This is a genomic window from Streptomyces sp. NPDC037083, from assembly GCF_055606485.1.
Genome location: NZ_JBVJSQ010000021.1, coordinates 37,860 through 61,774, shown reverse-complemented (window position 1 = coordinate 61,774; position 23,915 = coordinate 37,860). Strand labels below are relative to the sequence as shown.

16 protein-coding genes and 9 pseudogenes are annotated in these 23,915 nt (G+C 69.1%); 9 read left to right on the top strand and 16 right to left on the bottom strand.

The annotated features are described in order from the left end of the window. Positions 1 to 289: 289 nt before the first annotated feature. The 5 genes and pseudogenes from ACZ7DE_RS38345 to ACZ7DE_RS38325 all read right to left on the bottom strand — a co-directional run. A pseudogene (locus ACZ7DE_RS38345) lies at positions 290 to 388 on the bottom strand (RapZ C-terminal domain-containing protein); the annotation flags it as partial. A 111-nt stretch (positions 389 to 499) separates the two neighbouring features. Beyond that, positions 500 to 714, bottom strand: a pseudogene (locus tag ACZ7DE_RS38340) (IS5/IS1182 family transposase); the annotation flags it as partial. 1,201 nt (positions 715 to 1,915) lie between these two features. Further along, the gene (locus ACZ7DE_RS38335; protein WP_470769023.1) at positions 1,916 to 2,659 is read right to left on the bottom strand and encodes a 2OG-Fe(II) oxygenase; all 744 of its coding nucleotides are present in this window, start codon (positions 2,657 to 2,659) and stop codon (positions 1,916 to 1,918) included. A 2-nt stretch (positions 2,660 to 2,661) separates the two neighbouring features. Then, on the bottom strand, positions 2,662 to 2,859 hold the full coding sequence (locus ACZ7DE_RS38330) for a hypothetical protein (protein ID WP_470769011.1): 198 nt from the start codon (positions 2,857 to 2,859) through the stop codon (positions 2,662 to 2,664). 732 nt (positions 2,860 to 3,591) lie between these two features. After that, positions 3,592 to 3,813 (bottom strand): annotated as a pseudogene (locus tag ACZ7DE_RS38325) (transposase); the annotation flags it as partial. Between the two features lie 9 nt (positions 3,814 to 3,822). On the opposite strand from ACZ7DE_RS38325, the pseudogene ACZ7DE_RS38320 reads away from it, so the two are divergent. After that, a pseudogene (locus ACZ7DE_RS38320) lies at positions 3,823 to 3,954 on the top strand (IS5/IS1182 family transposase); the annotation flags it as partial. A 41-nt stretch (positions 3,955 to 3,995) separates the two neighbouring features. On the opposite strand, the gene ACZ7DE_RS38315 reads toward ACZ7DE_RS38320, so the two are convergent. From ACZ7DE_RS38315 to ACZ7DE_RS38305, 3 genes are read right to left on the bottom strand one after another with little or no spacing between them, the layout of a single operon-like run. Next, positions 3,996 to 5,090: an ABC transporter gene (locus ACZ7DE_RS38315; RefSeq protein ID WP_470769010.1), complete on the bottom strand. Its 1,095-nt coding sequence runs from the start codon at positions 5,088 to 5,090 to the stop codon at positions 3,996 to 3,998. Then, a complete protein-coding gene (locus tag ACZ7DE_RS38310) occupies positions 5,087 to 6,019 on the bottom strand; it encodes an ABC transporter ATP-binding protein (RefSeq protein WP_470769022.1) in 933 nt (310 codons plus the stop codon). The genes ACZ7DE_RS38315 and ACZ7DE_RS38310 overlap by 4 nt, the downstream gene beginning before the upstream one ends. A gap of 4 nt (positions 6,020 to 6,023) precedes the next feature. Next, positions 6,024 to 6,461, bottom strand: coding sequence for a GntR family transcriptional regulator (locus ACZ7DE_RS38305; RefSeq protein ID WP_470769009.1), 438 nt, complete (start codon positions 6,459 to 6,461; stop codon positions 6,024 to 6,026). Positions 6,462 to 6,596: 135 nt separating this feature from the next. Between ACZ7DE_RS38305 and ACZ7DE_RS38300 the strand changes: the two genes are divergently transcribed. Together ACZ7DE_RS38300 and ACZ7DE_RS38295 are read left to right on the top strand one after the other, a co-directional pair. Continuing rightward, positions 6,597 to 6,833 carry a hypothetical protein gene (locus tag ACZ7DE_RS38300; protein WP_470769008.1) on the top strand — a complete coding sequence of 79 codons (237 nt, stop codon included), beginning with the start codon at positions 6,597 to 6,599 and terminating at the stop codon, positions 6,831 to 6,833. Between the two features lie 555 nt (positions 6,834 to 7,388). Continuing rightward, a complete protein-coding gene (locus ACZ7DE_RS38295; protein WP_470769007.1) occupies positions 7,389 to 9,578 on the top strand; it encodes a WD40/YVTN/BNR-like repeat-containing protein in 2,190 nt (729 codons plus the stop codon). A 559-nt stretch (positions 9,579 to 10,137) separates the two neighbouring features. Here the strand turns inward: ACZ7DE_RS38295 and ACZ7DE_RS38290 are convergent. Then, on the bottom strand, positions 10,138 to 12,531 hold the full coding sequence (locus tag ACZ7DE_RS38290) for a non-reducing end alpha-L-arabinofuranosidase family hydrolase (protein ID WP_470769021.1): 2,394 nt from the start codon (positions 12,529 to 12,531) through the stop codon (positions 10,138 to 10,140). Positions 12,532 to 12,640: 109 nt separating this feature from the next. Between ACZ7DE_RS38290 and ACZ7DE_RS38285 the strand changes: the two are divergent. Continuing rightward, positions 12,641 to 12,829: pseudogene (locus tag ACZ7DE_RS38285) on the top strand (hypothetical protein); the annotation flags it as partial. Between the two features lie 155 nt (positions 12,830 to 12,984). Beyond that, positions 12,985 to 13,161 (top strand): annotated as a pseudogene (locus ACZ7DE_RS38280) (telomere-protecting terminal protein Tpg); the annotation flags it as partial. Positions 13,162 to 13,208: 47 nt separating this feature from the next. Here the strand turns inward: ACZ7DE_RS38280 and ACZ7DE_RS38275 are convergent. The 3 genes and pseudogenes from ACZ7DE_RS38275 to ACZ7DE_RS38265 form a co-directional block, all read right to left on the bottom strand. Next, a complete protein-coding gene (locus ACZ7DE_RS38275) occupies positions 13,209 to 13,400 on the bottom strand; it encodes a hypothetical protein (RefSeq protein WP_470769025.1) in 192 nt (63 codons plus the stop codon). Next, a complete protein-coding gene (locus tag ACZ7DE_RS38270; protein ID WP_470769024.1) occupies positions 13,397 to 13,873 on the bottom strand; it encodes a hypothetical protein in 477 nt (158 codons plus the stop codon). Before ACZ7DE_RS38270 ends, ACZ7DE_RS38275 begins: the two co-directional genes overlap by 4 nt. 88 nt (positions 13,874 to 13,961) lie before the next feature. Continuing rightward, positions 13,962 to 14,054 (bottom strand): annotated as a pseudogene (locus ACZ7DE_RS38265) (transposase); the annotation flags it as partial. Between the two features lie 499 nt (positions 14,055 to 14,553). On the opposite strand from ACZ7DE_RS38265, the gene ACZ7DE_RS38260 reads away from it, so the two are divergent. Further along, positions 14,554 to 15,057: a hypothetical protein gene (locus ACZ7DE_RS38260; protein ID WP_470769006.1), complete on the top strand. Its 504-nt coding sequence runs from the start codon at positions 14,554 to 14,556 to the stop codon at positions 15,055 to 15,057. A gap of 11 nt (positions 15,058 to 15,068) precedes the next feature. On the opposite strand, the gene ACZ7DE_RS38255 is transcribed toward ACZ7DE_RS38260, so the two are convergent. Continuing rightward, positions 15,069 to 17,015, bottom strand: a complete 1,947-nt coding sequence (locus ACZ7DE_RS38255; RefSeq protein WP_470769005.1) for a glycoside hydrolase family 9 protein — start codon at positions 17,013 to 17,015, stop codon at positions 15,069 to 15,071. Positions 17,016 to 17,247: 232 nt separating this feature from the next. On the opposite strand from ACZ7DE_RS38255, the pseudogene ACZ7DE_RS38250 reads away from it, so the two are divergent. Next, positions 17,248 to 17,595 (top strand): annotated as a pseudogene (locus tag ACZ7DE_RS38250) (IS5/IS1182 family transposase); the annotation flags it as partial. Positions 17,596 to 17,984: 389 nt separating this feature from the next. On the opposite strand, the gene ACZ7DE_RS38245 reads toward ACZ7DE_RS38250, so the two are convergent. Further along, positions 17,985 to 18,407: a hypothetical protein gene (locus ACZ7DE_RS38245; protein ID WP_470769004.1), complete on the bottom strand. Its 423-nt coding sequence runs from the start codon at positions 18,405 to 18,407 to the stop codon at positions 17,985 to 17,987. A 596-nt stretch (positions 18,408 to 19,003) separates the two neighbouring features. On the opposite strand from ACZ7DE_RS38245, the gene ACZ7DE_RS38240 reads away from it, so the two are divergent. Further along, on the top strand, positions 19,004 to 19,918 hold the full coding sequence (locus tag ACZ7DE_RS38240) for an NADP-dependent oxidoreductase (RefSeq protein ID WP_470769003.1): 915 nt from the start codon (positions 19,004 to 19,006) through the stop codon (positions 19,916 to 19,918). 35 nt (positions 19,919 to 19,953) lie between these two features. Continuing rightward, positions 19,954 to 20,433 (top strand): MarR family winged helix-turn-helix transcriptional regulator, encoded by a 480-nt coding sequence (locus tag ACZ7DE_RS38235; protein WP_470769002.1) that lies wholly within the window; start codon positions 19,954 to 19,956, stop codon positions 20,431 to 20,433. Between the two features lie 246 nt (positions 20,434 to 20,679). Here ACZ7DE_RS38235 and ACZ7DE_RS38230 read toward each other — a convergent pair. Next, a pseudogene (locus ACZ7DE_RS38230) lies at positions 20,680 to 20,932 on the bottom strand (RNA-guided endonuclease TnpB family protein); the annotation flags it as partial. A gap of 1,317 nt (positions 20,933 to 22,249) precedes the next feature. Continuing rightward, positions 22,250 to 23,125 carry a hypothetical protein gene (locus tag ACZ7DE_RS38225; RefSeq protein WP_470769001.1) on the bottom strand — a complete coding sequence of 292 codons (876 nt, stop codon included), beginning with the start codon at positions 23,123 to 23,125 and terminating at the stop codon, positions 22,250 to 22,252. Positions 23,126 to 23,915 lie beyond the last annotated feature (790 nt).

The window sequence follows — 23,915 nt, the reverse complement described above, 5'->3', positions numbered from 1 at the left end:
GGGGCGCGCGGGCCGACGCCGAGGTGCTGCTGAACACGCCCGGACGGCAGCTCCTGGCAAGCCTGTGCGGCGTTGGAGAAGACGTCCTGGCGCGGGCGTTGCCGTCCTGGAGACAGGAGGACTCCAAGCTGTCGTCCGGAAAGGACGGGGTGCCGGCGGCGGCGTGGCGGACCGGCGGCGCGGTCGCCGGGCCGGTCGCCTTCGGCTGCCGCCTGTGCGCGGCCCGGCGCACGGGGACGGCCGTGAGGGTGGTGCGCTACGCACCGCGCTGGGAGCACGGATTCCAGTACGGCAGCGCCCACGCGCCCTCGTGGGGCGGCCAGCCGCGCTCGATGAGCAGCACGTCCCCGTCCGGTGTCATGGCGACCACGTCGGCGGTGTAGCGGATGCTCTCGGGCTCGGTCCGGGGACCTGGTCGACGTCGCGGTGCTCGATGGTGGCCTCGTCGCCGACAGCGAGCAGCAGCTCGTGCGAGAGACGGGCCAGACCGACTAAGAGGTCATCTCATTTGGCGAGTCTGCGGTAGCAGATGAGAGTGGGGGGCCGGGCTGGTGAAGGCGAGGAAGCGTTCGGCCTTGCGTTCGTCGCGGCGGTGGAGTCGGCGGTAGCCGGCGAGCCAGGACATGGTCGTTCTATGGTCCAGCGGTGGCGTCCGAGCTGCTGCGAGGACTCAATTCCCCTGCGGGCGATGCGGTGGCGGATGCCACGCTGGCGCAACCTCACGGGCGCACCTTCTGGTGCTGCCGTACATCCTCGCCCGGGCCGCGACCGGCAGTCAGGCCGGAGGCGGACCGGGCCGCGGCCGGTACTCGGCACCTCGGTGCAGGGTGACTGCCGACGGCCCGCCACGGTGGTCATGGACGGAGCGCGGGCCCGGTCAGAACACGTCGGTGGTCCACAGGAGGTGCATGGCATATCCCATGCGATGTCCAGAGATTCCTTCGCTCCCTGATACCACGCACGTTGCGCGGTGTCGTCCGGCACGGTGTGAAGGGCCGCGAGCACATCGGCCGGCATCCATGCTCCACCCCAGTGGCCCAGCCAGGTCCCAGGCGTCTCGGCGGGTTCCGGGGTCCGCGGTATGGCGTAGCCCTCGCTCCGGAGAATCTCCAGAGCGGTATCCCGTTGATTCCTCATCAGATGCTGCGGGGAGAAGATCCCGTAGGCATCCAGACTGATTCTGCTCCCGTTCAGGTAGGCCTCCCATGCCGCCTCCGCCGTGGGCTGATCGCGCCAATCGACCACGGGGACCTCCACGGAGGGCCGCGCCGCCCACGGGCCGCCGGTACTCGCGCGCGCCCCCTGCGGTGCGGATCCCACCACGACGAATGCGAGCTCGTGGCACGGGACAGGGAGCTCGATGCTCTGTCCCGTCCCGCTGTCCCAGCTGGTCGTCATTCCCGCCGCGATCCGGACGATGTACTCGCCGTCGTCAAGCCCCTCTTGCGCGTCGAACAGAGCGCCCTCGCGTATCTCGGCCGGCACGCCGTCCCAGTTGAAGAACCTCCGGATCGGAGGGCCCCCCGTCGCAGAAACGATCTCGAAGTCGTAGTTGCCCGGGCTGCCCAGGTCGCGGCCGAGTGCGTAGGACGAAACCCGACAGGCAATACCGTCTTCCACCACGTACGTCTTCCGGGCCAGACCGCAGGTGATGAACTTGCGACCCTCAGACGTAGGAACTCTCACCTCCAAGCGCGTCTGCATCAGGTGCAGGCCGTCCCGAGACACCGTCTCCACCCAGTCGGTGTGGATCCTCCCGTTGGTCATGCTGCTCTCCCTGCCGTTCGGTGCGAGTGGATTCGATGCCCGGCCGCGGGCAGGGCCCGATGCCGCCCGGCCCGGAGGTGGGCGATCACGGCGTGCCGGACGTCGGTCTCCGGGGTGAGGGACAACGCGACGGTGGCCTTGCCGCTGCTCAAGGCACATCTACGGGCTCGTAGAGCACGTCGGTTCTGAGTATTGTTTTCGTACCCTCAAGAAGCGGGGCCGAGTCGTGAAGCGTCCGATGCCAGAAGAGGAGCGCATCGCCCGGTTCGGGGTGGTGGGCACTCAATATTTCCTCAGGCTTCGCGAGCCGCGGCCAGTCAGAGAAGTCACGTTGCGCAAAGGGAAGATCGTTCTGTTTATCGGTGATGAACCGCGTTTCTCCGCCCACGGCCTCATAAGACAGGTAGACGACGACCGTCAGGAGAGTGCGCCTTCCGTCGGGGGCGAAATAGGGCGAATCGTAGTGCGGGACAATGAATCCGCCATGTTCGTACGTGATGAAGCGCATACGCGGATTGACGGCCGCCGGCCTCCAGGGCCTTCCGTCCGAATCCGTCGGATCGTCCGATCCCACTTCAAGCGATAGAAGCGTCCGCAGTCTGCGGTAGAATTCTGCCGCCAGGGATGTAGATTCGGCCGTGGCGCGGAGATGAGCGACCGGATCTCCCTCTGCATAGTTGGCGGCAATGCCGTCTCGGCCCACCGGGGCAAAGCACTGGGCGGCCAGTTCGGTCGCGAATGTCTCCACTTCGGCCGGAGTGAGGAAATGGCGAATCACCTTGGCGTTGGCCTTTGGGATCTCCGATTCGATCGGGGTCCATGAGTCATCGGCAGATATTCGGCTCAACGCTTCTTCGGAGAGCTCAAAGGGATTTACCGGCATTTCGAACATGATCACTTCTCCATGCTGAGGCCGTCGTCGATCCCAACGTGGCCGTGGGCCCCACAGCCCGGAACGGCCGCGGGCAGCGCATTGAGGTGGACGGCGGGACCGCGGGCCACGTACTTGTGCGCTTCGAGTCCGTGGAGGGACTCGAAGCCCCTGGAGTCAATGCCTGCAGGGAGCGGGGACCACTGGGCGATTATCGTCACGATGACGATATTAGGTCGGGGTGAGCCCACAAAGCAAGCAGGACGTACCCAACGCGGCGGAGAGGGCCGGGAGACGGGGCGGGGACCGGCTCAGGGGACTACCGAGGCGAGGTAGTCCCACCGCGGCGCTGGGCTGCTCCGTACCGCAGCGGCTGACGCCATCGAGGGCGTCGACCTTGCCGGGCACCGACCGGGTGCGAGTTCCCTCCGCGGGCGCCCTTCGCGCGCTAGGGTCGTAATGCCCGCAGGGCCACGGGAGTTGAAAGAGGCGGCATGCTGGACGAGTTGGCATCGGCGGCAGCGGCGGCGGGCGGATCTGCAGTGGTCCAGGCAGCGGGGACTAACCTGTGGGACGGTTTTCGGGGCCGGGTCGCCGAGTGGTTCGGGCGTGGGGACGCGGTGCGGGAGAGCCGTGAGCTGGAGCGGCTGGACCGCAGCGCGTCCGAACTGTCGACGGCCGGCCAGGACGAGGTGGAACGGCTCCGGGTGCGGCACGAGGCCGTCTGGCAGAGCCGGATCGAGACCCTGCTGGAGGACCTGGACGGGGTCGAGCGACCAGGCGGTGGCGGAGCTCAGCAAACTCATGGCCCAGGCCCGCCCATAGCCCGGCCCCGCGGACGCCGGCCCCGCCGAAGTGTCCGGCAACACGTGCAACGGCCCCGCCGCCTTCCAGATCGGCGGCGAGCAGCACGTCCACTTCACTTCCGGCTCCCAACCTCCCTAGGAATCATCTCATTTGGCCAGCCGGCGGTAGCAGATGAGGGTGCAGGCAAGGCTGGTGAAGGCGAGGAAGTGCTCGGCTTTGCGTTCGTAGCGGCGGTGGAGTCGTCGGCAGCCGGCGAGCCAGGACATGGTCCTTTCGACGACCCATCGGTCGCGGCCGAGCCGTTGTGAGGACTCGATGCCTCTGCGGGCGATGCGGTGTTTGATGCCGCGTCCGCGTAACCATCGCCGCAGGAGGGCATCACCGAGCGGACCGGTCTGCCCCTGTCCGTCGCAATCTCGGGCGCCAACCTGCACGACAGCCAGGCCCTCAAGCCCCTTGTCCGCGGCATACCGCCCATCCGCTGCCGCTCGCGGACGGTGCGGCCCCGTTGTACGGGAGCGAGTGCCCCTGCGGGGGCGCGAACGGCTTCTCAGACGAGCCGCTTACGACCCCAGAAGAAGAGGAACGTCACGACGCCTGCCGTCAGCGTGAACAGGATCGACGCTCCGAGCCACTGCATACCGCTCATCTGCGACATGGGGATGTAATCGATCGACGAGCCGACGATGTCCGCTTTCTTCATGCACAGCCGAGTCGCCTCCTCCGTCGGCGTTTCCATACACGTGTTCAAGTCGAACCGTTTCCCGCTGCCGCTGACATACGAGGTGTCGAGCACGTGCGCGGTGCGGGGAACCGACGACGGGAATGTGATCGGGTTGCCGGGACTGACCGGCTTGGTGGCTGTGACGATGTCGCCGAGCGACAGCTTGAAGTAGCCCCAGACGGCCTGGAGGGCGACGGTGAAACCGAGGGTCACGACCATGGCCGCCAGCGTGCGGCGCAGGATCACACCGATCAGCACCCCGCCGAACACGGAGAGGAGGGAGAGGGCGACGGGCACCGGGCCCGTGGTGTTGAAGAACTCCCTGGAGGTCCAGTCGGTGTCCAGGTAATGGGGCTTGATGGGGCTCCACCACCAGGCGAACACAGCCGACAGCGTGACCGTGGTCACCGTCACCGCCAGGCCGGTCAGCGCCAGCTTCGTGGCGAGCCAGCGGTTGCGGCTCACGGACTGGGCGGCGATCAGCTTCGCCGTGCCGTTCTCCAGGTCGCCCGCGAGCAGCGGGGCGCCGAGGAGGACACCGAGCATGACGGGTATCGCCGTGAGACCGGTGGTGACGGAGGTGAACGCCCCGATGTAGGGCTTGAACTCCCTTTCCGCGTTGTCGAGGTTCTTGGCGGGAAAGCCGTAGGCGTCAAGGAAGTTCATCATCTGGGCGCGCTGGTAGATCATCCAGGCCGCGCACAGCACGGTGGCGGCGATCATGGTCCAGAACGCGGCCCGGTGCTGGCGCCAGACCAGCCAGGTCATACCGCTCAGGCGGGGGCGCCGGGTGGCCTGTGTGGTGGTCGCGTTCCTGGCCCCGTGCCTGGGTCCGTTCCTGGTTGCGTTCATCGTCGCGTTCATCGTCCGGTTCGCCGTCCCGTTCTTGCCGCCGGTCGAGGGGTTGGTGAAGGTGCTCATGCCGCCACCGTCCCGATGCCGAACGCCTGACCCTGGACCTGGGCGGTGGGAGTGATCAGCGGTGGTGCGTCGGGTGAGCGGAGATAGGCGAGCAGGAGTTCCTCCATGCTCGGGGCGGCCATCTCCCAGGGGCCGGTGACCGGGCCCTCCGGGCGAATGAGCGCGGTGAACTGCCGTCCGCTGGTCCGGGCCTCAACGAGGGTGTGGTAACCGAGGGCGGCGGGCAGGCTTTCGCCCTCCCTGACGCCGGTGACCACGGTGTGCACGGTCATCAGGTCGTCCACGTCACCGGCCAGGCGCACGCCGCCGCCGGAGACGACGACGAGGAAGTCGCACACGTTGTCCAGCTCGGCAAGGACGTGGGTGGACATCAGCACGGTGGTGCCGCGCTCGCCGGCCTCGGCGAGGAGAGTGCCCATGAGTTCGTGGCGAACGACCGGGTCGAGGTCCGCCATCGGCTCGTCGAGCAGCAGCAGATCCGGGCGCTTGCCGAAGGCAAGGGCGACGGCGACGCGGGTGCGCTGGCCGCCGGAGAGGGTGCTGATCTTCGCGTCGAAGGGCACGTTGCCCGCGCGGACGATGTCCTCGGCGGAGCGCTGGTCCCAGCCGGGGTTCAACTCCCGCCCCATCCGCAGGGTCTCCGCCACGGTGAAGCGACGGAACAGCGGCTTGTCCTGCGCGAGGAAGGCCGTACGCCGAGCGGACTCCACCGAGCCCGGCGCCTCGCCGAACACACTGAGCGAGCCCTGCGTCGGCTTCAGGACATGGGCCGCGATGTTCAGCAGCGTGGTCTTGCCCGCCCCATTGGGGCCGACCAGCCCACATACTCTGCCCGCCGGAAGCCGGAAGGTGCAGTCCCGCAGCGCCCAGCCCCGCCGGTAGCGCATCCCCAGTCCGCGCGCCTCGAGCGCCGGCTCCCCCGCGTACATGACGTCACTCACCTGTGCTCCTCGTTGTCGTGACCCCCGTGACCGCCCTGGTCCCAGTGGCGTACTGCTTCTCCAGCGCCGACGCGACCAGCGCGGCCACGTCCTCCTGCTCCAGACCGGCCCCGGCCGCCTTCGACATCCACGCCACCAGCTCCCCGTACAGCGGCGAGTCGGTGCCCGCCTCGGGGCGACCCAGCGTGCGGCGTACAAACGTGCCCCGGCCCGGTCGCGGTTCGACCAGGCCCTCGCGCTCCAGCTCGCGGTACGCCTTGAGGGTGGTGTTCGGGTTGACCGCGCTCGTCTCGGCGACGTCCTTGGCGGTGGGCAGCCGGTCACCCGGCACCAGCACGCCCAGCCGCAGGGCCTGCTTGGTCTGCTGCACGATCTGCTGGAAGGCGGGGACCCCGCTCCGCCTGTCGATGCGGTACTCCACGGCCACCACTCCCTTCCATCGCTATTTCACTACTCGATTAGTGGAATGATGATGGAAGGCAGTGGTGGCCGTTGTCAACGAGGTCCGGGAACGAGCCGGAGCCAGACGAGGCGAGAAAGAGGCGAGGAGAAGGCGAGATCCGGTGTGTCCACAATGACCGAGCGGCTCGTCGGACAACGTCTCGGTGGTCAGCTGCGTGCGGGCCTCGCCTCGGCAGCCGCGGTCGAGGACGCCTCCGCACTCTCCGACGTACTGGTCGTGTGCCACGCCCTGGCAGCGCCCTGGCCGTGCGCGGCGACGGCCACAACACTGTTGCACACGCGCTGGATAAGCACGACGGCGACACTGCCGTTGATGCCGGTGCGGGCACTGTTCCACTGACCGTGCTGCTCGACCCCGCGATGGGCGCATTCACTGACCAGCCCGCGCGTACCCTTCTGAACTGGCCGGAGCTCGCTTCCCGCGGAGGAGCCGCCTACGGGCCCCCGCTCAGACCGAGGGAGCGGCGAAGGGGCCGGTGTCCGCGTACTGGAACAGGCGGTGGACACCACCAGGCGGGTTCGCCGGCGTCGGCGACTGAGGAGTTCGGTCTGCACTCGGCTCCAGAAGGATTCCATCAGTGCGTTGTGCGCGCAGTCGCCGATCGAGCCTGTCGAGGCCACCAGCCTGCTGGATCTGGCGCGGCGCAGCCCCAGGAGCCGAACTGCCCTCGTGATCGGCGTGAATGACGGCGCCGCCTGGCCGAGGCCGTCGATGCCGAGGGCACCCGCACCATCGTGAACGCTGGTCAACGTCCCACCTCACCACGGAGTGACTGAAGAAGTTCCCGGCTCACGGCAACCATGTGAGGGGTCTGTGACGACAAGGGAGCGGATCCGGCCAGTTCCGGTGGCCGGCTTTCCTCCAGTGACAGCATGCAAGGAGATCCTCACCCCCATGAGCAACAACACGAAGGGCGGGCGCCGCGGGCGGCATCGCCGCCGCTGGACCGCCACCGCTGTACTGCTCGGTGTGCCCGCCGCCGTCGTGCCGTACCTCGTGTTCACGCAGGACGACTCGCAGGCCAGCAGTGCGAAGACCACGGTCGCGGCCGGGCCGTACCTGTGGAAGAACGCCCAGGTGGTGGGGGGCGGTTATGTCACCGGGCTGGTGTTCAACCCGCGGGAGAAGGGGCTGTTGTACGCGCGCACGGACATGGGTGGCGCCTACCGCTGGGACGCCGCGGCCGAGCAGTGGATCCCGTTGACCGACTGGATCGGCGAGAAGGACTGGAACCTGCTGGGCATCGACTCGGTGGCCACCGACCCCGTCGACCCCGAGCGGCTCTACCTCTCGGCGGGCACCTACACCAACGAATGGGCGGGCAACGGCGCGATCCTGCGCTCCACCGACCGGGGCCGCACCTTCAAGCGCACCGATCTGCCGTTCAAGGTGGGCGGCAACGAGGACGGCCGCGGGGCGGGCGAGCGGCTGGTGGTCGACCCCGCGGACAACGGCACCCTGCTGCTGGGCACCCGTAAGAACGGCCTGTGGCGCAGCACCGACCACGGCGTGACATGGCGTCAGGTCTCCTCGTTCCCCGTCAAGAACGGGGCGAGCAGCGGTGCGGGCATCTCGTTCGTGACGTACGGCCCGGCCGGCAGCAAAACGGTCTACGTCGGCGTCAACGACAGGTCCACCTCCCTGTACCGCTCCACCGACGGCGGCGGCACCTGGCAGGCCGTCTCCGGACAGCCGACCGGCCAGCTGCCGCAGCACGGGGTGCTCTCCCGTGACGGCTCGCTGTACCTGACGTACACCGACAACCTGGGGCCCAACGGCGTGACGGCGGGTTCGGTGTGGAAGTACACACCGGCCGGCGGGGCGTGGAAGAACATCTCCCCGTCCCGGGGCAGTTACGGGTTCTCCGGTCTGGCCGTCGACCCGCGCAAGCCGACCACGGTGATGGTCACCACCCTCGGCCGCTGGTGGCCCGAGGACGAGATCTACCGGACCACCGACGGCGGCGCGACCTGGAAGGCACTGGCCGGCAAGTCGGTGCGCAACGCCTCCGCCGCTCCTTACGTCGGCACTCACACCGGGCACTGGATGACCGCCCTGGCCATCGATCCCTTCAACTCCGGGCACGTGCTGTACGGCACCGGCAACGGCATCCTGCGCAGCAAGGACGCCAATGCCTCCGACAGCGGTGGCACCAGCCACTGGAGCATGGGCGCCCGGGGACTGGAGGAGACCGCGCTGTTGGACGCGATCGCCCCGCCCGGCGGCGCCACCGTCATCACCTCCATGGGCGATCAGGGCGGCTTCCGGCACGACTCCCTGACCAAGGTGCCCTCCGGGCGGCTGAAGAACCCGATGATGACCAACAGCACCGACATCGACTTCGCGCAGTCCAAGCCCGCGCTGATGGTCCGCGTCGGCCGCGGCGGCCAGCAGGACGGCGCCTACTCCACCGACGGCGGCCGCAGTTGGAACGGCTTCAAGGCGGAGCCGGTGGCCAGTGCCCAGGACGGCCATGTCGCGCTCGCGGCGGACGGCTCCGCCATCGTCTGGACCCAGACCGGTCAGGTCCCCTACCGCTCGACCGACAACGGGTCGAGCTGGTCGAGGGTCAACGGCCTGGGCACCGGCGCCGTGGTCGTCGCCGACCGCTCCTCAGCCAGGACCTTCTACTCACTGTCCGGCGGCACGCTCTACGCCAGCACCGACGGCGGCGCGACCTTCACCGCCCGCGCGGGCAACCTGCCCGCCGGCAGGCTCACCGCCGTCCCCGGCATCGCCGGTGACCTGTGGATCGCCGGCGGCGGCAAGGGGCTGCTGCACTCCACCGACGGCGGCCGCACCTTCACCACGCTCAGGTCGGTGCAGTCCGCCTCCGCCCTCGGCTTCGGCAAGGCCAAGCCGGGCACTTCCTACCAGGCCCTGTACCTGATCGGCACCGTCAAGAACGTCACCGGAGTCTTCCGCTCCACCGACAAGGGCGCCACCTGGCTCCGCGTCAACGACAAGGCCCACCAGTGGGGCGCCATAGGCAGCGTCGGCGTCATCACCGGCGACCCCGACACCTACGGCCGCGTCTATGTCGGCACCAACGGCCGCGGCCTCCAGTACGGCGACCCGTCCTGACCCAAACGCCCAAGCAGGGGCCGCAGACAAAACAACCTGCGGCCCCTGCACAGCGCTGAGGGACCTCACTCAGACATGGGCCGCCACTTCACTCAACGGTTAAGTCGTGAACGATACTGACCCGGCGCACCCCAGTCGGCCATCTGCGCGCGGCACCCCTCGGCTCCGGCCGAGGGCCGCCGTTGGCCGTGGGCCAAGGGCATAGCGCTCCCCGGGGTACGGCCCTTGGGCGGGCAGTAGTGCCAAGGGCGCCGCCCTGACGACGGCTGCGCGGGGTACGGCGGCCGCACGGACGCTGCCTCCGCACTCGATCATCAACCGTCAGCTGGAGCGCGCGTCGGCGACGGTCGGCCGACCCAGAGCAGCACGGCCGGCGACCTGGCTTCCACCGGGAGGAGCAACGCTGTCCTGTGCTCCCGGTGCCCGACATCGCGGCCTACCTCGCCGATGCCCCTGGAGACGTTCGACCGCCTGGTGCCTGCGGCAAGATCCAAAAGAGATGAGCCCCAGCCGATGCAGGGCTGGGGCTCCTTGCGGTGGTGAGTGTCGATCAGGCGGGTCAGCGCTTCAGGGTAAGGATGCCGGGCCGGTACGGCAGGTTGTCGTAGGAGGTGTTCGGCGGCGTGTTGGGCGACTTGCCTTGGTAGAGGAACTGCAGGTTGCAGGGGTCGATGGTCATGGTCTGGTCGGGGTTGTCGCGGACCAGGTCGCCGTGGCTGATGTCGTTGGTCCAGGTGGCGCCGCTGTTGGCCTTGCCGGCGAAGGGGTTGGACTCGGTGGCGGCCTGCGGGGTCCACGGACCGTTCAGGCTGGAGGCCGTGAAGGAGCGGAAGAAGCGCTGCTCCGTCGCCCCCCGAGCCTCGACGATCATGAGGTACTGGTTCTGGCCCTCGACCTTGTAGACCTGTGGCGCCTCGAAGAGGTTCTTCTCCGTGTCGCTCATGACCGTCGTGTACGACGATCCGAAGCTGCCGGGGAAGTTCCCGATCGGCATGGTCGACTTGTAGATCTTGCCGTTGTCACCGGCGAAGAACATGTGGATGTGCTTGTCGTCGGCGATCAGGGTCTGGTCGATCGGGCCGGTGGGGGAGTCGGTGCGGGGGATGCTTCCGGTGAACAGCGGCTGCGGCGCGGACCAGCCGTTGGGGTCGGTGGGGTCGCTGGAGATGCGGTAGCTGAAGGGCCACGGACCCCACTGGTACGCCAGCACCCAGATCTTCTTGGGCGCGAAGTAGAAAAGCGTGGGCGCCACCGCCTTCTCGCTCATGCCGGTCTGGCGGGCCGCCGCCATGTCCGACCAGTTCGTGAAGGGGCTGAACGCCATCGAGCCGTAGGCCGATCCCGAGTAGTTCGACCCGTAGACCAGGTGCTTGCCGTTGTAGGTCACAGTGGTGAAGTCCTTCAGCGAGGCCCACCCGTTCGCCGGCTGCGCCAGCGGGCCCGTCGAGGTCCACCGGTACGTCGACGGAAGAGCACAGGTGTCGCTCTTCGGCGCCGCGGTCGGCTGGAAGTTCCAGCGTTGGTTGTCGCCGCCGCCGTTGGTGTCCCAGATCTGGACGGGAGTGCCGTTGGCGGTCCGGCCGCCGGGGATCTCCAGCGCCCGGCCGCTGGCGACGTTGGTCAGCGTGTAGGTGCCGTCGCTGTTGTGGCGGGCCTTCCAGTGCTGGTGGGCGCCGCCGTTTGCGTCCCAGACCGTCAACTTCGTTCCGTTGGCCGTCCGGTTGGCCGGCTCGTCCAGTACCCGGCCGCTGGCGATGTTGGTCAGGGTGTAGGAGCCGTCGCTGTTCCGGCTGGCCCGCCACTGCTGGTTGGAGGCGCCGCTTGCGTCCCACACCTGGAGCGGGGTGCCGTTGTCGTTCTGTCCCGCGGGCTCGTCGAGAACGCGTCCGGCGGCCGCGTTGGAGAGCGTGTAGACGGTGCCGGAGGTGATGCCCCCGGCCTGTGTGCCGACGCTGCCGGTGCTGCCCAGGGCGGTGAGCACGGCGCTGTAGGCGGGCTTCTTGTTGCCGCCCGCGTCGAACAGCAGCGCGTTCTCACCGGTGCGCCAGGAGTCGCTGTCGCGGATGCCCCACACCGTGATGCCCGTGCAGCGAGCGACGTTCATGCACGCCTGGACGGCGTTGGTGTAGGCGGTGGCGGACGCCTGGGCGATGTCGAGCTCGGTGATCTGGACGTCCACGCCGAGTGCGGCGAAGTTGGACAGGGTGGTCTGGAAGCCGGCCGGCGGACCGCTGGTTCCGAAATGGCTCTGGAAGCCGACGCAGTCGATGGGCACACCGCGGGACTTGAAGTCCTTGACCATCTTGTAGACGCCCTGGGTCTTGGCGTCCGACCAGTTCTCGATGTTGTAGTCGTTGTAGCAGAGCTTGGCGGAGGGGTCGGCGGTCCGGGCGGTGCGGAAGGCCTCCTCGATGAAGCCGTCGCCGAGCACGTCCTGGAACACGGAGCTGCGGTGCCGGCCGCTGCCGCCGTCAGCGAACGCCTCGTTGACCACGTCCCAGGCGTAAATCTTGCCCTTGAAGTGATTCATCTCGGTGGTGATGTGGTTCTTCATCACCGTGCGCAGGGTGCCGGCGTCGGTGATGGACTTGACCCAGCCCGGCAGTTGGGAGTGCCAGACCAGGGTGTGGCCGCGCAGGCGCTGGCCGTGCGCGGAGGCGTGGCTGACGATCGAGTCGGCGGCGGCGAAGGTGAACGACCCGCGGGAGGGTTCGATGGCGTCCCACTTCATCTCGTTCTCCGGGGTGATCATCTTGAATTCCCGGTCGAGAATGCTGGTGTAGGCCGAGTCGCGGAGCTTGCCCGCGGCCGCTGCCGTGCCGAAGTAGCGGCCGCTGCCGGCCGCCGCGTCGGCGGCCGTGGTCGGTGTGGGGGCCTCCGGCGTGCGTGCGGCCAGGGCGACCAGTGGTACGGCGGCACCCGCGGCGGCGAGGACCACGGCGGCGGCGATCACGCGGCGGGTTGCCGGACGGCGGCGATGAGAGCGGTTCTGATCTGACAACGGTATGTCCTTCTGGCACGGCGGGCCTTGATCCAGCCCCGTATGCCTGTCAGTTGCCGCCATGCACACAAGGGTTGCCGCGATCGAGGGAAGAACTTTCGCGGCCGTCGCCACCATCCCCACCCAGTTCCGCGGCGACCTGCCGACCACCACGGAGGCCACCTACGCCGATGGGAGCAACACCAGCCCGGCCGACTGGACCACGTACCAGCAGTTCGGGTCGATGTCCCCCGACTGCGCCGCCGGCCTCACGGCCCTGCCCTCGGCCGCCGGATCTCCGTCGTGCCCGCCCTCACGCCCTCCTACGCCCATGCCGCCCCAGCCGACCCGGCAACACCGGCCTCGCTGGTACTCGGCCGGGGGCGCCTCACCGCACAGCAGCGTTCACCGGTCGGGACGAACCCTCCCCGGACCTACGCACAACGCCTCTTCCACGCCCGCAACACGGGTGCCAGCGACCAGGAGATGCGCCAGATCATCGCCGAAGGACTCAAAGACATCTACTTCCAAGACGGCGGTGGCCGCGCCCTGGGACTCACCGACGTCACCCTCAACGACATCGACTACCTCGACGACTACTGACCCCAGACCCGACCGGGTGCACAACACCCCTCTTGTGGCTGAGCGCTTCAGTTGGCGGATGAGTGCGCTACTTGGCGGGGCTGACCAGCGTAGATGGCGGACGACTCGTCGCAGGCCAGCGTCGCTACGGAGCGCACGGAGGGAGCCGGGCCCTCGGCCGCGGGCCGCTCCCCTAGCCAGAAGCCCGGCTTGTCGATGTCGAGCCAGGTGACATGCTCGCTGTACCCGTCGTCGATCACGCACTCGACTCTGGGGCTGATCCTTGAAGAGGCTCTCTGGGGTGCTGTGCGTGGACGCGGCGCACGCGCTTCACCGTCACCGCCGCCGGGAGACCCGCCAGGAGGAGGGACAGCCCCACCGGGGGCACCCCCGCCCACACCGTTGGTGAGACGTACGCGGTGCCGGACGTACCGTCCACCAGCCACGCACGGACCGGTTGCGAATTGATGTCGCCCTCGACGGGGACGTCGAACGAGGAGCCGCCGTCGTCCGGGGTGAAGGCGCCCGAGCAGGACGTCGACGTTCCCGCATTGGCCACGGTGTTGTCGTACGTCCGGCAGCTGGCGTCGGTCACGGTCCCGGGCTCGCCCCACAGCGCCGCCCGCAGCTCGCCGGTGAAGTTCGTCAGCACGACGTAGGCCAGAAACAGGCCGAACAGACAGGCCAGCGCCAGCCACGGCGCGGGTCCGACCTGCTCCGGTTGCCCGTCCAAAACGTCCCCACCCTCGCTCATCCCCACCCTCGGATCGCCGACGGACCTCCATGGTGACCGATCCGAAGCACCCTCGGAAGCCCTCCATGGCGTGCTGGTGGGCTCGCACGATCGTCGAGTCGACCGACACCAGCCAGTCGATGTCGCCGGCCGCGTCCTTCTCCGCCCGGACCGCCCGCGGCATCCGCGAGAACGTGGCTGTCGGTATGTTTCGGCAACGCGGGGACCGCGAGCAGCACGAAGCCGACCTCGCCGGCGCCCTCGACCAACTCCTACGCCACACCCGCAGCCCCGCCGGGACAGAACACGAAACCAACACCCGCAAAAGGCGTCGTGCCCGCGGTACAGCGGCGCAGCTGCCCGACCTGCCAGGCCAGCGGCGCCCACTCGACGCAGAGACCGCACCCGCCCCCGAACCGGACTGGGGCGAGAGCCTGGACGACCTCATCGGCACTGGCCTGGACCGAGTCAGGCACTGGCGACCCGGAAAACACCAGCGTGGCGCCGGCCGAGGCAGGCGGATACGGGCTGTGGGACGTCGAAGCGGAGGCCGAGCAGTGGTGAACGCCCCGTCGGGCACGGGCGACACACCGGCCGGCAGGTCCCCGTTGGCAACGGGCCGGTCTCCCGGCACCTCGGCAAGCACCGACGGCGATGCCCCAGCGACGCAGACGCAGTCGGTGACCGTCTGGGACGGCTTCCATGCCTTCGCCACCACACCCGTGGCGACCCCTCCCCCGCCCGGCGCGCCGCCCCGCAGCCTGGAGAAACGCCTGGCCTACCACTCGCGGTTCGTCACCGTACGCACCCCGGCCATCGACGCCCTCGCCAAGAACGTGCGCACCCTGATGATCCTCGGCCGCCACCAGACCGTCACCGCACGGCCGTCCCTGATCGTCACAGGCCCCGCCGGCGCCGGGAAAACCACCGCCCTGCTCCAGGTCGGACGCGCATGCCACCTCGCCCACACCCGACGCCACGGCCCCACAGCCACAGACGGGCAGGTCCCCGTCGCCTACGTCCTGGTCCCGCCCGCCGCCAGCGCCACCGACATGCCCGCACGCGCAAAACGGTCGGCATCGAGCGCCATCCGATCAGAAACGGTCCCCACAGCCCTTCGGGTGCCTCAACTCACCCGCAAAAGGGCAGCACATGCCGCAGGACCCGCCACACCCGCGCTGTGACTTGAGGAGTCTCACCGGCTCAGTGGTTCGCTGCCGTCCGTTGCGGTCAGTGCGAATGCCAGCAGCGCCGTCGTGGTGAAGTCCAGTGCGGGCTCCACTGTCTGCCAGGCGCCCACGTCGTCGACGTACCGTGCGCCCTTGCCGTCGAAGTCGCTCCAGGCTCCGGTCGGCGGGGCGGCGCTGCATTTCTTCATGGTCGGGAAGTGGTTCAACTCCTTGAGCCTCGCTGCGGCGTTGGGGCCGTTGACCACGGCGCCCCGCAGGATGGCGCCCTTTCCGTCCCGGCTGCCTCGGAGGTTGGCGAGCTGGTGTTCCGGGCAGTGCGGGTAGACCTCACCGGCACCGATCACGAAGCTGGTTCCCCAGGCGTTGGCGCCCAGGGCCCAGCCTCGCTGCCGGCCGGCGAAGGCCGCGTAGCGGGTGTCTTTGGTGGCGTTGGCGTAAAGGCGGGCGGTGGCCACCAGCCCGAAGGTGTGCGGTACGGCGTCGAAGTCGTCGTAGACGGCGCCGGCTTTGAACGGGTCGTGAGCGGCGCGGGCGACACCCTCGTCCAACTGGCGGCGCAGGTCCGCGTAGAGCTCCTCGGCCCCGATGCCGTTGCTCCGGGCGCCGTCAAGGACCGTGGCCAGGTCGGCGTGGGCCAGGGCGCTGACGTCCGCGACGTTGAGCGTGCCCTTGACGTCGGAGTCGAGATAGTCCCGGGCCCATCCGGCCGCCGCGTCGGCGTAGTCGCTCTCCCGGTCGTCTGCGAGTTCCCGTGCGGCCAGGGCCAGTTCCGCGCCGCCGAACTCCATGTCGTCCTGCCATGAGTCCTCGGGATAGAAGGCGGCCGGGAACGCGGTGACGAGGTGCTCGTCGGGGTCGTGGCCGGTGTCGGCCAGGTCGTAGACGGCGGCCGCCTTGTCCAGCCAGACCTGGGCCTGCTTCGGCTGCGTGGCGGCGGCGCGCTGTGCGGCAAGGGCGAAGACCGCGGCTACCCGCCCCGCCAGGTTGGGACTGATCGCCTCGCCCGGTGCGGCCGTGCGGAAGACCGGCCGGTGCTTGATCGTGTACTGCGGGTCGCCGGGTGACACGTCGAGTAGGTCGTCGGCCTCCGGCAGCCGCCACACGTCGTGATCCGTCAGTACGGCGTCGTTGCCCGCGCCGATGCCTACCTGTGCGTAGAGGGTCTCGCTGTCCTCGTCCCACATCTTGTCCAGCCAGGCCAGGCCGTGCGAGGCCTCGGCGGACAATTCCACCATGCCCGGCACGTGGCGCTGGGCCAGCAGGAGTTCGGCGACCGAGTAGGAGGTGGTGGCGGTGAACTTGAGGAAGTCCCCCGCGTCGAACCAGCCGCCGGAGACGTCGACCCGGTCACCGGTCGGGGTGAGCTGCTCGTCGAGCAGCTCGTTGCCCTCCTCGTCGTAGTCCGGGTCGGCGTAGACGGCTGCGTCCTGGTCGGCCAGATGCGAAGGGCCGTGCCGCAGGGCGCCGGGAAGCACGTCGGCTCCGTCGCGCTGTGCCTGCAGGAAGCGGACGTTGTCCCGGACGAGCGGGGTCATCAGATCGCGGGCATCGGCGATCCGGAATGCGGGCGAGCGGCCGGCCGCGGTGCCGGTCAGGACGATGCGGTAGGTGCCGGGGGTGTCGAGCATGGAGAGGTCGACGGTGCGCACCGAGGGGTACTTGGCGTTCCAGCGGCCGGTAGAGGCACCGAGCCGCCCCGCCGTGACGACGTCGTTCTCGGCGTCGACGACCTTGAAGCGCGCTGCGGCGAGGGCCGACGAGGGCCCCATGACGTAGGCCTGCTTCGCCTCACCTCGTACATAGCCGGCCTGGTCGACCCGGATGGCCACCTCGGTCGAGGCACGCCCGCTCTCGCCGCCGAAGGGCAGGCCGTGCAGGGTCGCGGCCAGGACCAGGGCGCCCAGCCCCGCGGCGGCGCCGACGAACAGCCGGGACGTGTGCGCAGTGTTCATGCGCCCCGCTTGAGATCCGCGACGGCCGCGGTCCGCGCGGGCTCCACGGCGAAGCCCGCGCCACACGGCAGAGCAGCCACGCGCGTCGTCGGCCCGGGTCCGTCCTCCAAGATCAATACATGCATGGTCCAGAGCTTAGACGGCGGGGGCGCGGCTTGACTCTGCGTCAAGGCTCGCCCGGCCGCCGACGGTCGCGTCGTAGCGGAGGGGGTGGCGCCGGTGCATGCGGCCTGGGCTTCCGCCGGCTGGCCGGCTATCCGTATGCGCGGCGGCGCGCGGGTGGGGGCGCACCCGCGCCGCGCGGTTGTGGAAGCGTCTCAGGCGCAGGGTCGGCCACGCCGTCGGGAGCTGGCGAGGTGTCCCCCACCGCCATGAAACGCTGCTGGCGGCGGGCGGCAGCGCTCGTCCGCAGCAGGAGGCGGAGAACTCCGTCCACCGCCGGACACGCGCCCGGGTCGAACACGCCCTGTCCCGGCTGAAGAATTGGAAGATCCTGCGCGACTGCCGGCTCAAGGGCACCGGCGTTCACCAGGCCATGCTCGGCATGGCCCGACTTCACCATCTCGCTCTCACGGGATGAGCTGGCTCTGGTTCACAGCGAAGGTGTCCCGTCCATCCGGCGTCGCGACCCCGTCCGGAAGTGGAGATAGCCACGACTCCGTCGCCGGCCGTCGCCTCGACGTCGCCTTGCACCTCGCACGCCACCGTGACCTTCACCGGGTAGACCGAGTCGGGAGCCAACTCAGCGACCTGGGCGAAGATCGAGCTCTTGTCGATCAAAGACCGACGTTGGCCCGCAGAGTCAACGAACCGAACCTCGACGATACCGGGAAACGGCTCGTCATCCACCCAACGAACCGCTTCACACCGCAACTCAGGCACTCAGGCTCCCGTCCTAGGTCCGAGCCTCAGCGACAACGAGCGCCAATATGCCTGAGACCCTGGGCCTCGTCACGGGACAATCTTTGGTCAGGCAGAGGCGAACGCCTCCTCGGGGGCGTCGTCGAGGACGAATCCGTTGTCGAGCCGGACGCGGACCGTGACGCGGAGCCTGTGTCGCTGATAGGCGGCCCAGTGCTCTTCCAAGGCCCCCACCTGCTCCTCCAACTGTTTTCTGCTCTCCGGCGGCATCTGGTGTCCGAAGTCGTCCAGGAGCGACTTGAGGCGCAGGTACTCACCGACCTCGTGGCTCTGCTGCCGGTGATGCTCCTCCACACGCTCGACAGTGCCCTCGATACCTGCCGCCAGGGCCACAGACGCGGCGAAAGCACCCATCTCCTGCGAGGACTCCTCGGCTGCGGTCACCGCCCCGGCCAACCGCAGGTCCGCCGCCAGCCGCACCCGTTGACCCACGCTCAGCGTCATCGATCCTTCGTCCTCCTCGTCAGCCACCAGCAATCCGGTAGATGGGGCGCCGCCAGGCATACCGGAGAGGAAAAGATCATCCCACCCTCGCCTCTGGTCCCGACACGACCGAAACTCCTCGCCGACCATCGCCTGCACACCACGCGACAGGCAGATCAGGAGCCGAGACGGTCCGCTGAACCCGGCGGAAGCGGCGTGAGGAGCGAGGCTGGACGGTGCGGGTGCCCGTGCGCCGAGCCGCCGAGCCGCCGGGCGCGACGGGGACGCCGTGGCCGCCCCGGCTCCGCGTCCCCGCGACGCTTGCAGCGTTCCGGGCGCACAGCCGTGGCGCGGATCCGCTGCGCCCACTCCCCTTGGGAGCCGGTGGCGCGCAGCTGTACGAGTTGCATCGGCGCCGATCGTGCCGGGCCCACGGTACACGGGCTCGATGTCGGGCGACGGGCCGCGTGACAGCGGGAACACACCTGGTCCAACTCGCCGACGCCGCCGGCATCTTAGGGCGGGTATGTGCCTGCGGGGTCTCCCCCACGCAATACTTGGCTAGCCACGCAATTGGTGCTACTTTTATGTGGCTAGCCACAGATAGTGGTCGGCGCAGCACCCCACCTGAGGAGACCACCGTGATGAAGGCCATCGTTTTCGACGCGTTCGGCGGCACCGAGGTCCTGCACGAGGCGGACATCGACATCCCTCAGCCCGGCCCCGGCCAGGTCCGTGTGCGGGTACAGGCCGCCGGCGTCAACCCGGTGGACGGCAAGATCCGCTCTGGCGCCATGGAGGCCGTCTTCCCCACCGCGCTGCCCGCCGTCCCCGGCGGGGAGATCGCCGGTGTGGTCGACGCCGTCGGCGAGGGCGTCGACCACCTCAAGGCGGGAGACGAGGTCCTGGGCTGGTCCGACACCGGCTCCTACGCCCAGTACGCCCTGGCACCCGCGGCCGTCCTCGCGCCCAAGCCGGCCGGCCTGGACTGGACACACGCCGCCGCTCTGCCTGTGGCGAGCGACGGCGCCGAACGCGTGCTCGACCTGCTCGGCGTCACCTCGGGTGAGACGCTGCTGATCCACGGAGCGTCCGGCGCGCTCGGCACCGTCGCCGTCCAACTCGCCGTCGCACGCGGCGCCCGCGTCATCGGCACGGCCGCAGCCGCCAACCAGGAATACCTCACCTCGCTCGGCGCGACCGCACTGGTCTACGGGGACAACCTGGTCCAGCGGGTCCGCGACCTCGCCGCCGACGGAGTGGACGCTGTCTTCGACGCCGCGGGCAAGGGCGCACTGGAAGACTCCATCATCCTGCGCGGCAGCACCGACAGGATCGTCACCACCGCCGACTTCCGCGCCCGCGAACTCGGCGTCGTCTTCGCAACGGGCCCCCAGCGCCGCTCCGCCGCACGGCTGGCCGAACTGGCCCAGCAGGCCGCCGACGGCACACTGGTGACCACGATCAGCGCCACCTACCCGCTGGCACAAGCCGCCACGGCGCAGCAGGCCAGCGACGCCGGCCACAACCGCGGCAAGATCGTCCTCACCGTCAGCTAACCGCTCATCCTCTTCAGGTCAGGGAGCAAGAAAAAATGTCCGACACCACCACACCGGAACTGCCGGACGCGGCACGCGAGGGACGACTGAGCTATGCCATCTTCCAGCTCGCCCGCGCCCACCGCAGCCACGCCGCCGCCATGCTGCGCGCCCTGAACCTGCACCCCGGACAGGAACTGCTGCTGATGCAGCTCTTCGACCGCGACGGCCAGACACAGGGAGAACTGCTGGAGCGCGTCGGCCTCGACCACTCCACCGTCTCCAAGTCACTGCGCCGCATGCAGGAGGCCGGACTGCTCACCCGGCAGCCCGCCCCCCACGACCGTCGGGTCATGGTGGTCAGCCTCACCGATGCCGGCCGCGCCCTGCAGGAGCCCATCGCTGACATGTGGCGCACGCTGGAGCAGATCTCCGTGCGCGACCTGACCCCTGACCAGGTCGACATGTTCACCACCTGCGCGCACACCATCGAAAAGTCCGTCAGGCAGCACAGCCGACAGGCACCCGCCGGGTAACCAGGCACCGCCAGGCGGCCCACCCGCCAGACCGACCGCACCCCACCCCGCGCACAGAGCCGTTCACACATCGCCTAGCCGCCACCCTCAAGACCAGCAGCCCCCCACCCCAGCCCGAAGCCCTCAGAACTGCGCGACGCAGACATCAAGGCGACCGGGCAGCCTCCCCCAAGGGCCATGGCGAGGAGAGCGGCCAGGCACAGACCGGCGAATGCCGTGGAGGGCGCCGCAGGCGAAGCACAGCCTGGAGGACGGCTTCGCCCCCTCGGGCAGCGGCCTCGGCCAGACGATGTCCAGCGGCTGCGACATCTTGGCCAGAGTCAGCCTCCCGTCGCGGAAACAGAAAACCGCAGGCGGTGTTCGGCACTCGTGCGGGACCTCATCTTCGACTTGAGCGTGGGGTACGCGGCCCGCTTGCGAAGAAGTGGCCGAACGCCGTCTGTAGGCGCCACAGGCACTGCTGGAGCAGGACCGAGGAGACGCCGCCCGCGAACGCCACGCAGCGCCGGTGGGCTCGGGCGGCGCGGCGGCCTGTGTCCCGCCTCAGCTGCCGGGCAGCGGGGTCCTTGCCACCCCCAAACCGTGGAACGAAAAGACCAGACAACCAGACGACAGATGCGGCGGCAAGCACAGCAAAACCCCCCGCCACCCACACCCCGCCACAACCACCACAACGTCGACCAACCCACCACCCACCCAGACCGGGCGGGCCGTGAGACGCATGCCGATCCGGTCAGCGGCCGGCCACGCGGGAACCCCGCCCTCCACGTGACGCCTGGGGGCGCCCATCAACTGGAAAGCCTCCCCCTCCCCCGCCACCGCCCACGCGAAGAAAGCCCCACTGATGTCGCGACCGTGCGCCTGACAGCAACCTGCCACCTCCAGCATCTCCCGGACGGGTGAGACACGCGCAGGGTGCTGGGCCGACTGACGCCAACAACGCCGCGCGGTAGCGGATCCGGTTGCACGCTGTCGTTCGCGTCCATCGCGACGAGACGACCCCTGAAGCCGCGCCGCGAGCCGTCGGTGCTCTCCGACCGACCTGCAGGCCTACGCACCTCTCCCCCAGCAGCGGTACCGGCCTGCACTGGCCCCACTCGGGGCTGGCGCGGCATTGGTCCGGCTTGAAGTGGCTCCGGCTTCCGGTCTGTTGCGGCCCAGCTTCGCCATAACGGCTGTGCTGAGCGACACGCCGTGGAAGACAATGCCTGGCATGACCACTTGAAGACCCCCCGCCAGGCGTCAGCACTGGCGCAAAGTCGTGACCTGGGACACCGTCTCCGACGGAGACCAACGGATCTGTGCCGCCTGCAAAACGCCCGTCCATTCCTACGCGTACCGATTCCATCCGCCCGAGTCCTCCATGTTCGAGCGGTGCATCGGACTCGCCTGGTGTTCCCATTGCCGGATCTACTCCGGAAACATGGTGCACATCCCGCGCAAGCGGATCCTGATCGACGTCCTCGCTCCGCTTCCCCTCGAGCAACGGGAAAACCTTGCACGTTCGCAGACACGGCTCATTGAATTCCTGGACTGCCAGGCGCGAGGCAGCAGCGATTGAATCCCACCGGCCAACTGGCATCGGGACTAGGAATCCCGAAGACCTCACCTGACCGCCAAGCCCCCGATGCAGGAGGATGCCCTTGGCTACCGGGCCGGACCTCCCAGCCCCCGAGCGGCCGAGCATACGGTCACGTCACCGTCGGAACGCAGGGGATTTAGGGCGGGCTCCGACGGTTTTCGCCACCACAGGCGATGCCATCCGCTCGCTCATAGAGTGCAGTCTCCGAGCCAGGCCCTGACCGGCCCAACCGAGTCAGCGGGAATCCGTTGCGTCGCCCTCGGTCGGGCCGGGGGCTGCCGTGCTGTCGGCGGCCTGGCCGGCGGCTCGTTCCGCGCGGAGTTCTTCGGCGACCTCGTAGGCCCGGCCTGGGTCGTAGACGGTGACCGAAGTGCCAGGGCTGTACATCGCGTATGCCCGGGGCGTGCACCGATAGCCTTCGACGCCGCGCTGGGCGGCTATGCCGTCGACCTCGCCGACGGGTACCCGCCACAGCTCGGCGGTGTGGGATCGGGTCCACCACTCGTCTGGACGCAGGAAGTCTCGCTTGACCTCCGTGTGACGCTCCACCGTCACCTGGACCCGGCCGAGTTGCTCGGTCAACCAGCCGGTCAGCGCCTGTGCGTCGACCCGAGACAGCGGTGCGGACTTCGCCGGTTCGCACTCCACCGTCTCACTGCGGGTATGCAACACCACCTTGATCGACTGTCGCTGCCCCAGACTGAGACGCTCGATGACGACGACTCGCTGCAGATCAGCCGTCGCCATGGTCGACGAACGCAGAAAGCCGGCGATCACGACCTGGGCCGGAGTTCCCAGGGGGCGGAGCTCGACCCACCGCACCGTCATGGAGACCGTGACGTACATCATGGCCACGGTGAGCAGGATCACTGCGCCGACCGTGAGCGCCAGTAGGACCCAGAAACTGCCCCAGACGAGTGAGCTCCCCGAGATCACGGCGGCCACCAGAGCCGCCAGCAGAAGTGGGGCTGCGACCATCGACGGGACCGTGATGCTCGCGCCGAGCGCGACGGCCAGCTCGCGGGGCCGGCTGGGCACGAACAGCAGCCGCCATCCGGCTGTCACGGGTGACACAACTTCCGCCAGCGGGCCGGGATGCTGAGTTGCCATGACGCAAAGGTAGGACCCTGCAGAGGAGTTCGTAAGGCCACAGCGAGCCGTACCTTCTCGAGGACGAGAATCGCAGGCGACAGCGGCCAGGTAGGTGTAGAGGTCGGCCACGGCTTGGGGGCCCGGGGAGGCCGCGAGTTGTTCCAGGGTCAGCGGCTGGCCGGCGGGGTCGGCGTTGGGGAGGCACCAATTGGGGTCCTCGTCGACGGTGCCGGGCAGGTTCTGAGGGCGCTGTTCTCCAGGACGGGGGCAGGGCGCGCTCATCGCCCGAGGCCGGCTCCCGAAGCTCGCGCAGATCCCGAGCCCCCTCACCTTCGCCCAGACCGTAGATCAGTCGGACAGGTTGAGAACGATTCAGGAACCCCGAAGTTACGTCACCTGACCGTCCAGCCCCAGATACAGGGAGAAGCACCTGGCCACCGGCCCAGACACTCAGGCCAGAAGCGTCGTGAAGACAGCGAGCGAGGTGGCAGGTCGGGTTCGTAGGCGGCCAGGTTGCCCTCCGCCAGCCGACGCCGGATTTCCACCGCCTCCTCGACAGCGGTCAGGGCCTCGCCCCGCCGCCCCGCCTCCGCCAGGCGGACAACCGAGGTCCTGCCTGCGCGGTCGTCTCCACGATCCCCTCTCGCATCACACGGCCCGGAGCCGACCGCCCTTCCTGTCCTCGAAGGTACCGCGTCGGCCCGGCGCGCTCGCACAGCGGCGGGGGTTGCCGAGCTCCCAGCCCATTCGCCGGCTGTTCCCCATCGTCGTCGTCGACGAGCTGGAAGCCCTGAAGGAAGCCAAGCAG

What these genes read in the sequence shown, in the direction of transcription:
- ACZ7DE_RS38240 (WP_470769003.1), top strand. Translation starts at nt 19,004, where the DNA reads ATGAAGGCCATCGTTTTCGACGCGTTCGGCGGCACCGAGGTCCTGCAC.
- ACZ7DE_RS38295 (WP_470769007.1), top strand. Translation starts at nt 7,389, where the DNA reads ATGAGCAACAACACGAAGGGCGGGCGCCGCGGGCGGCATCGCCGCCGC.
- ACZ7DE_RS38255 (WP_470769005.1), bottom strand. Translation starts at nt 17,015, where the DNA reads ATGAACACTGCGCACACGTCCCGGCTGTTCGTCGGCGCCGCCGCGGGG.
- ACZ7DE_RS38315 (WP_470769010.1), bottom strand. Translation starts at nt 5,090, where the DNA reads ATGAGCACCTTCACCAACCCCTCGACCGGCGGCAAGAACGGGACGGCG.
- ACZ7DE_RS38235 (WP_470769002.1), top strand. Translation starts at nt 19,954, where the DNA reads ATGTCCGACACCACCACACCGGAACTGCCGGACGCGGCACGCGAGGGA.
- ACZ7DE_RS38225 (WP_470769001.1), bottom strand. Translation starts at nt 23,125, where the DNA reads ATGGCAACTCAGCATCCCGGCCCGCTGGCGGAAGTTGTGTCACCCGTG.
- ACZ7DE_RS38335 (WP_470769023.1), bottom strand. Translation starts at nt 2,659, where the DNA reads ATGTTCGAAATGCCGGTAAATCCCTTTGAGCTCTCCGAAGAAGCGTTG.
- ACZ7DE_RS38310 (WP_470769022.1), bottom strand. Translation starts at nt 6,019, where the DNA reads ATGTACGCGGGGGAGCCGGCGCTCGAGGCGCGCGGACTGGGGATGCGC.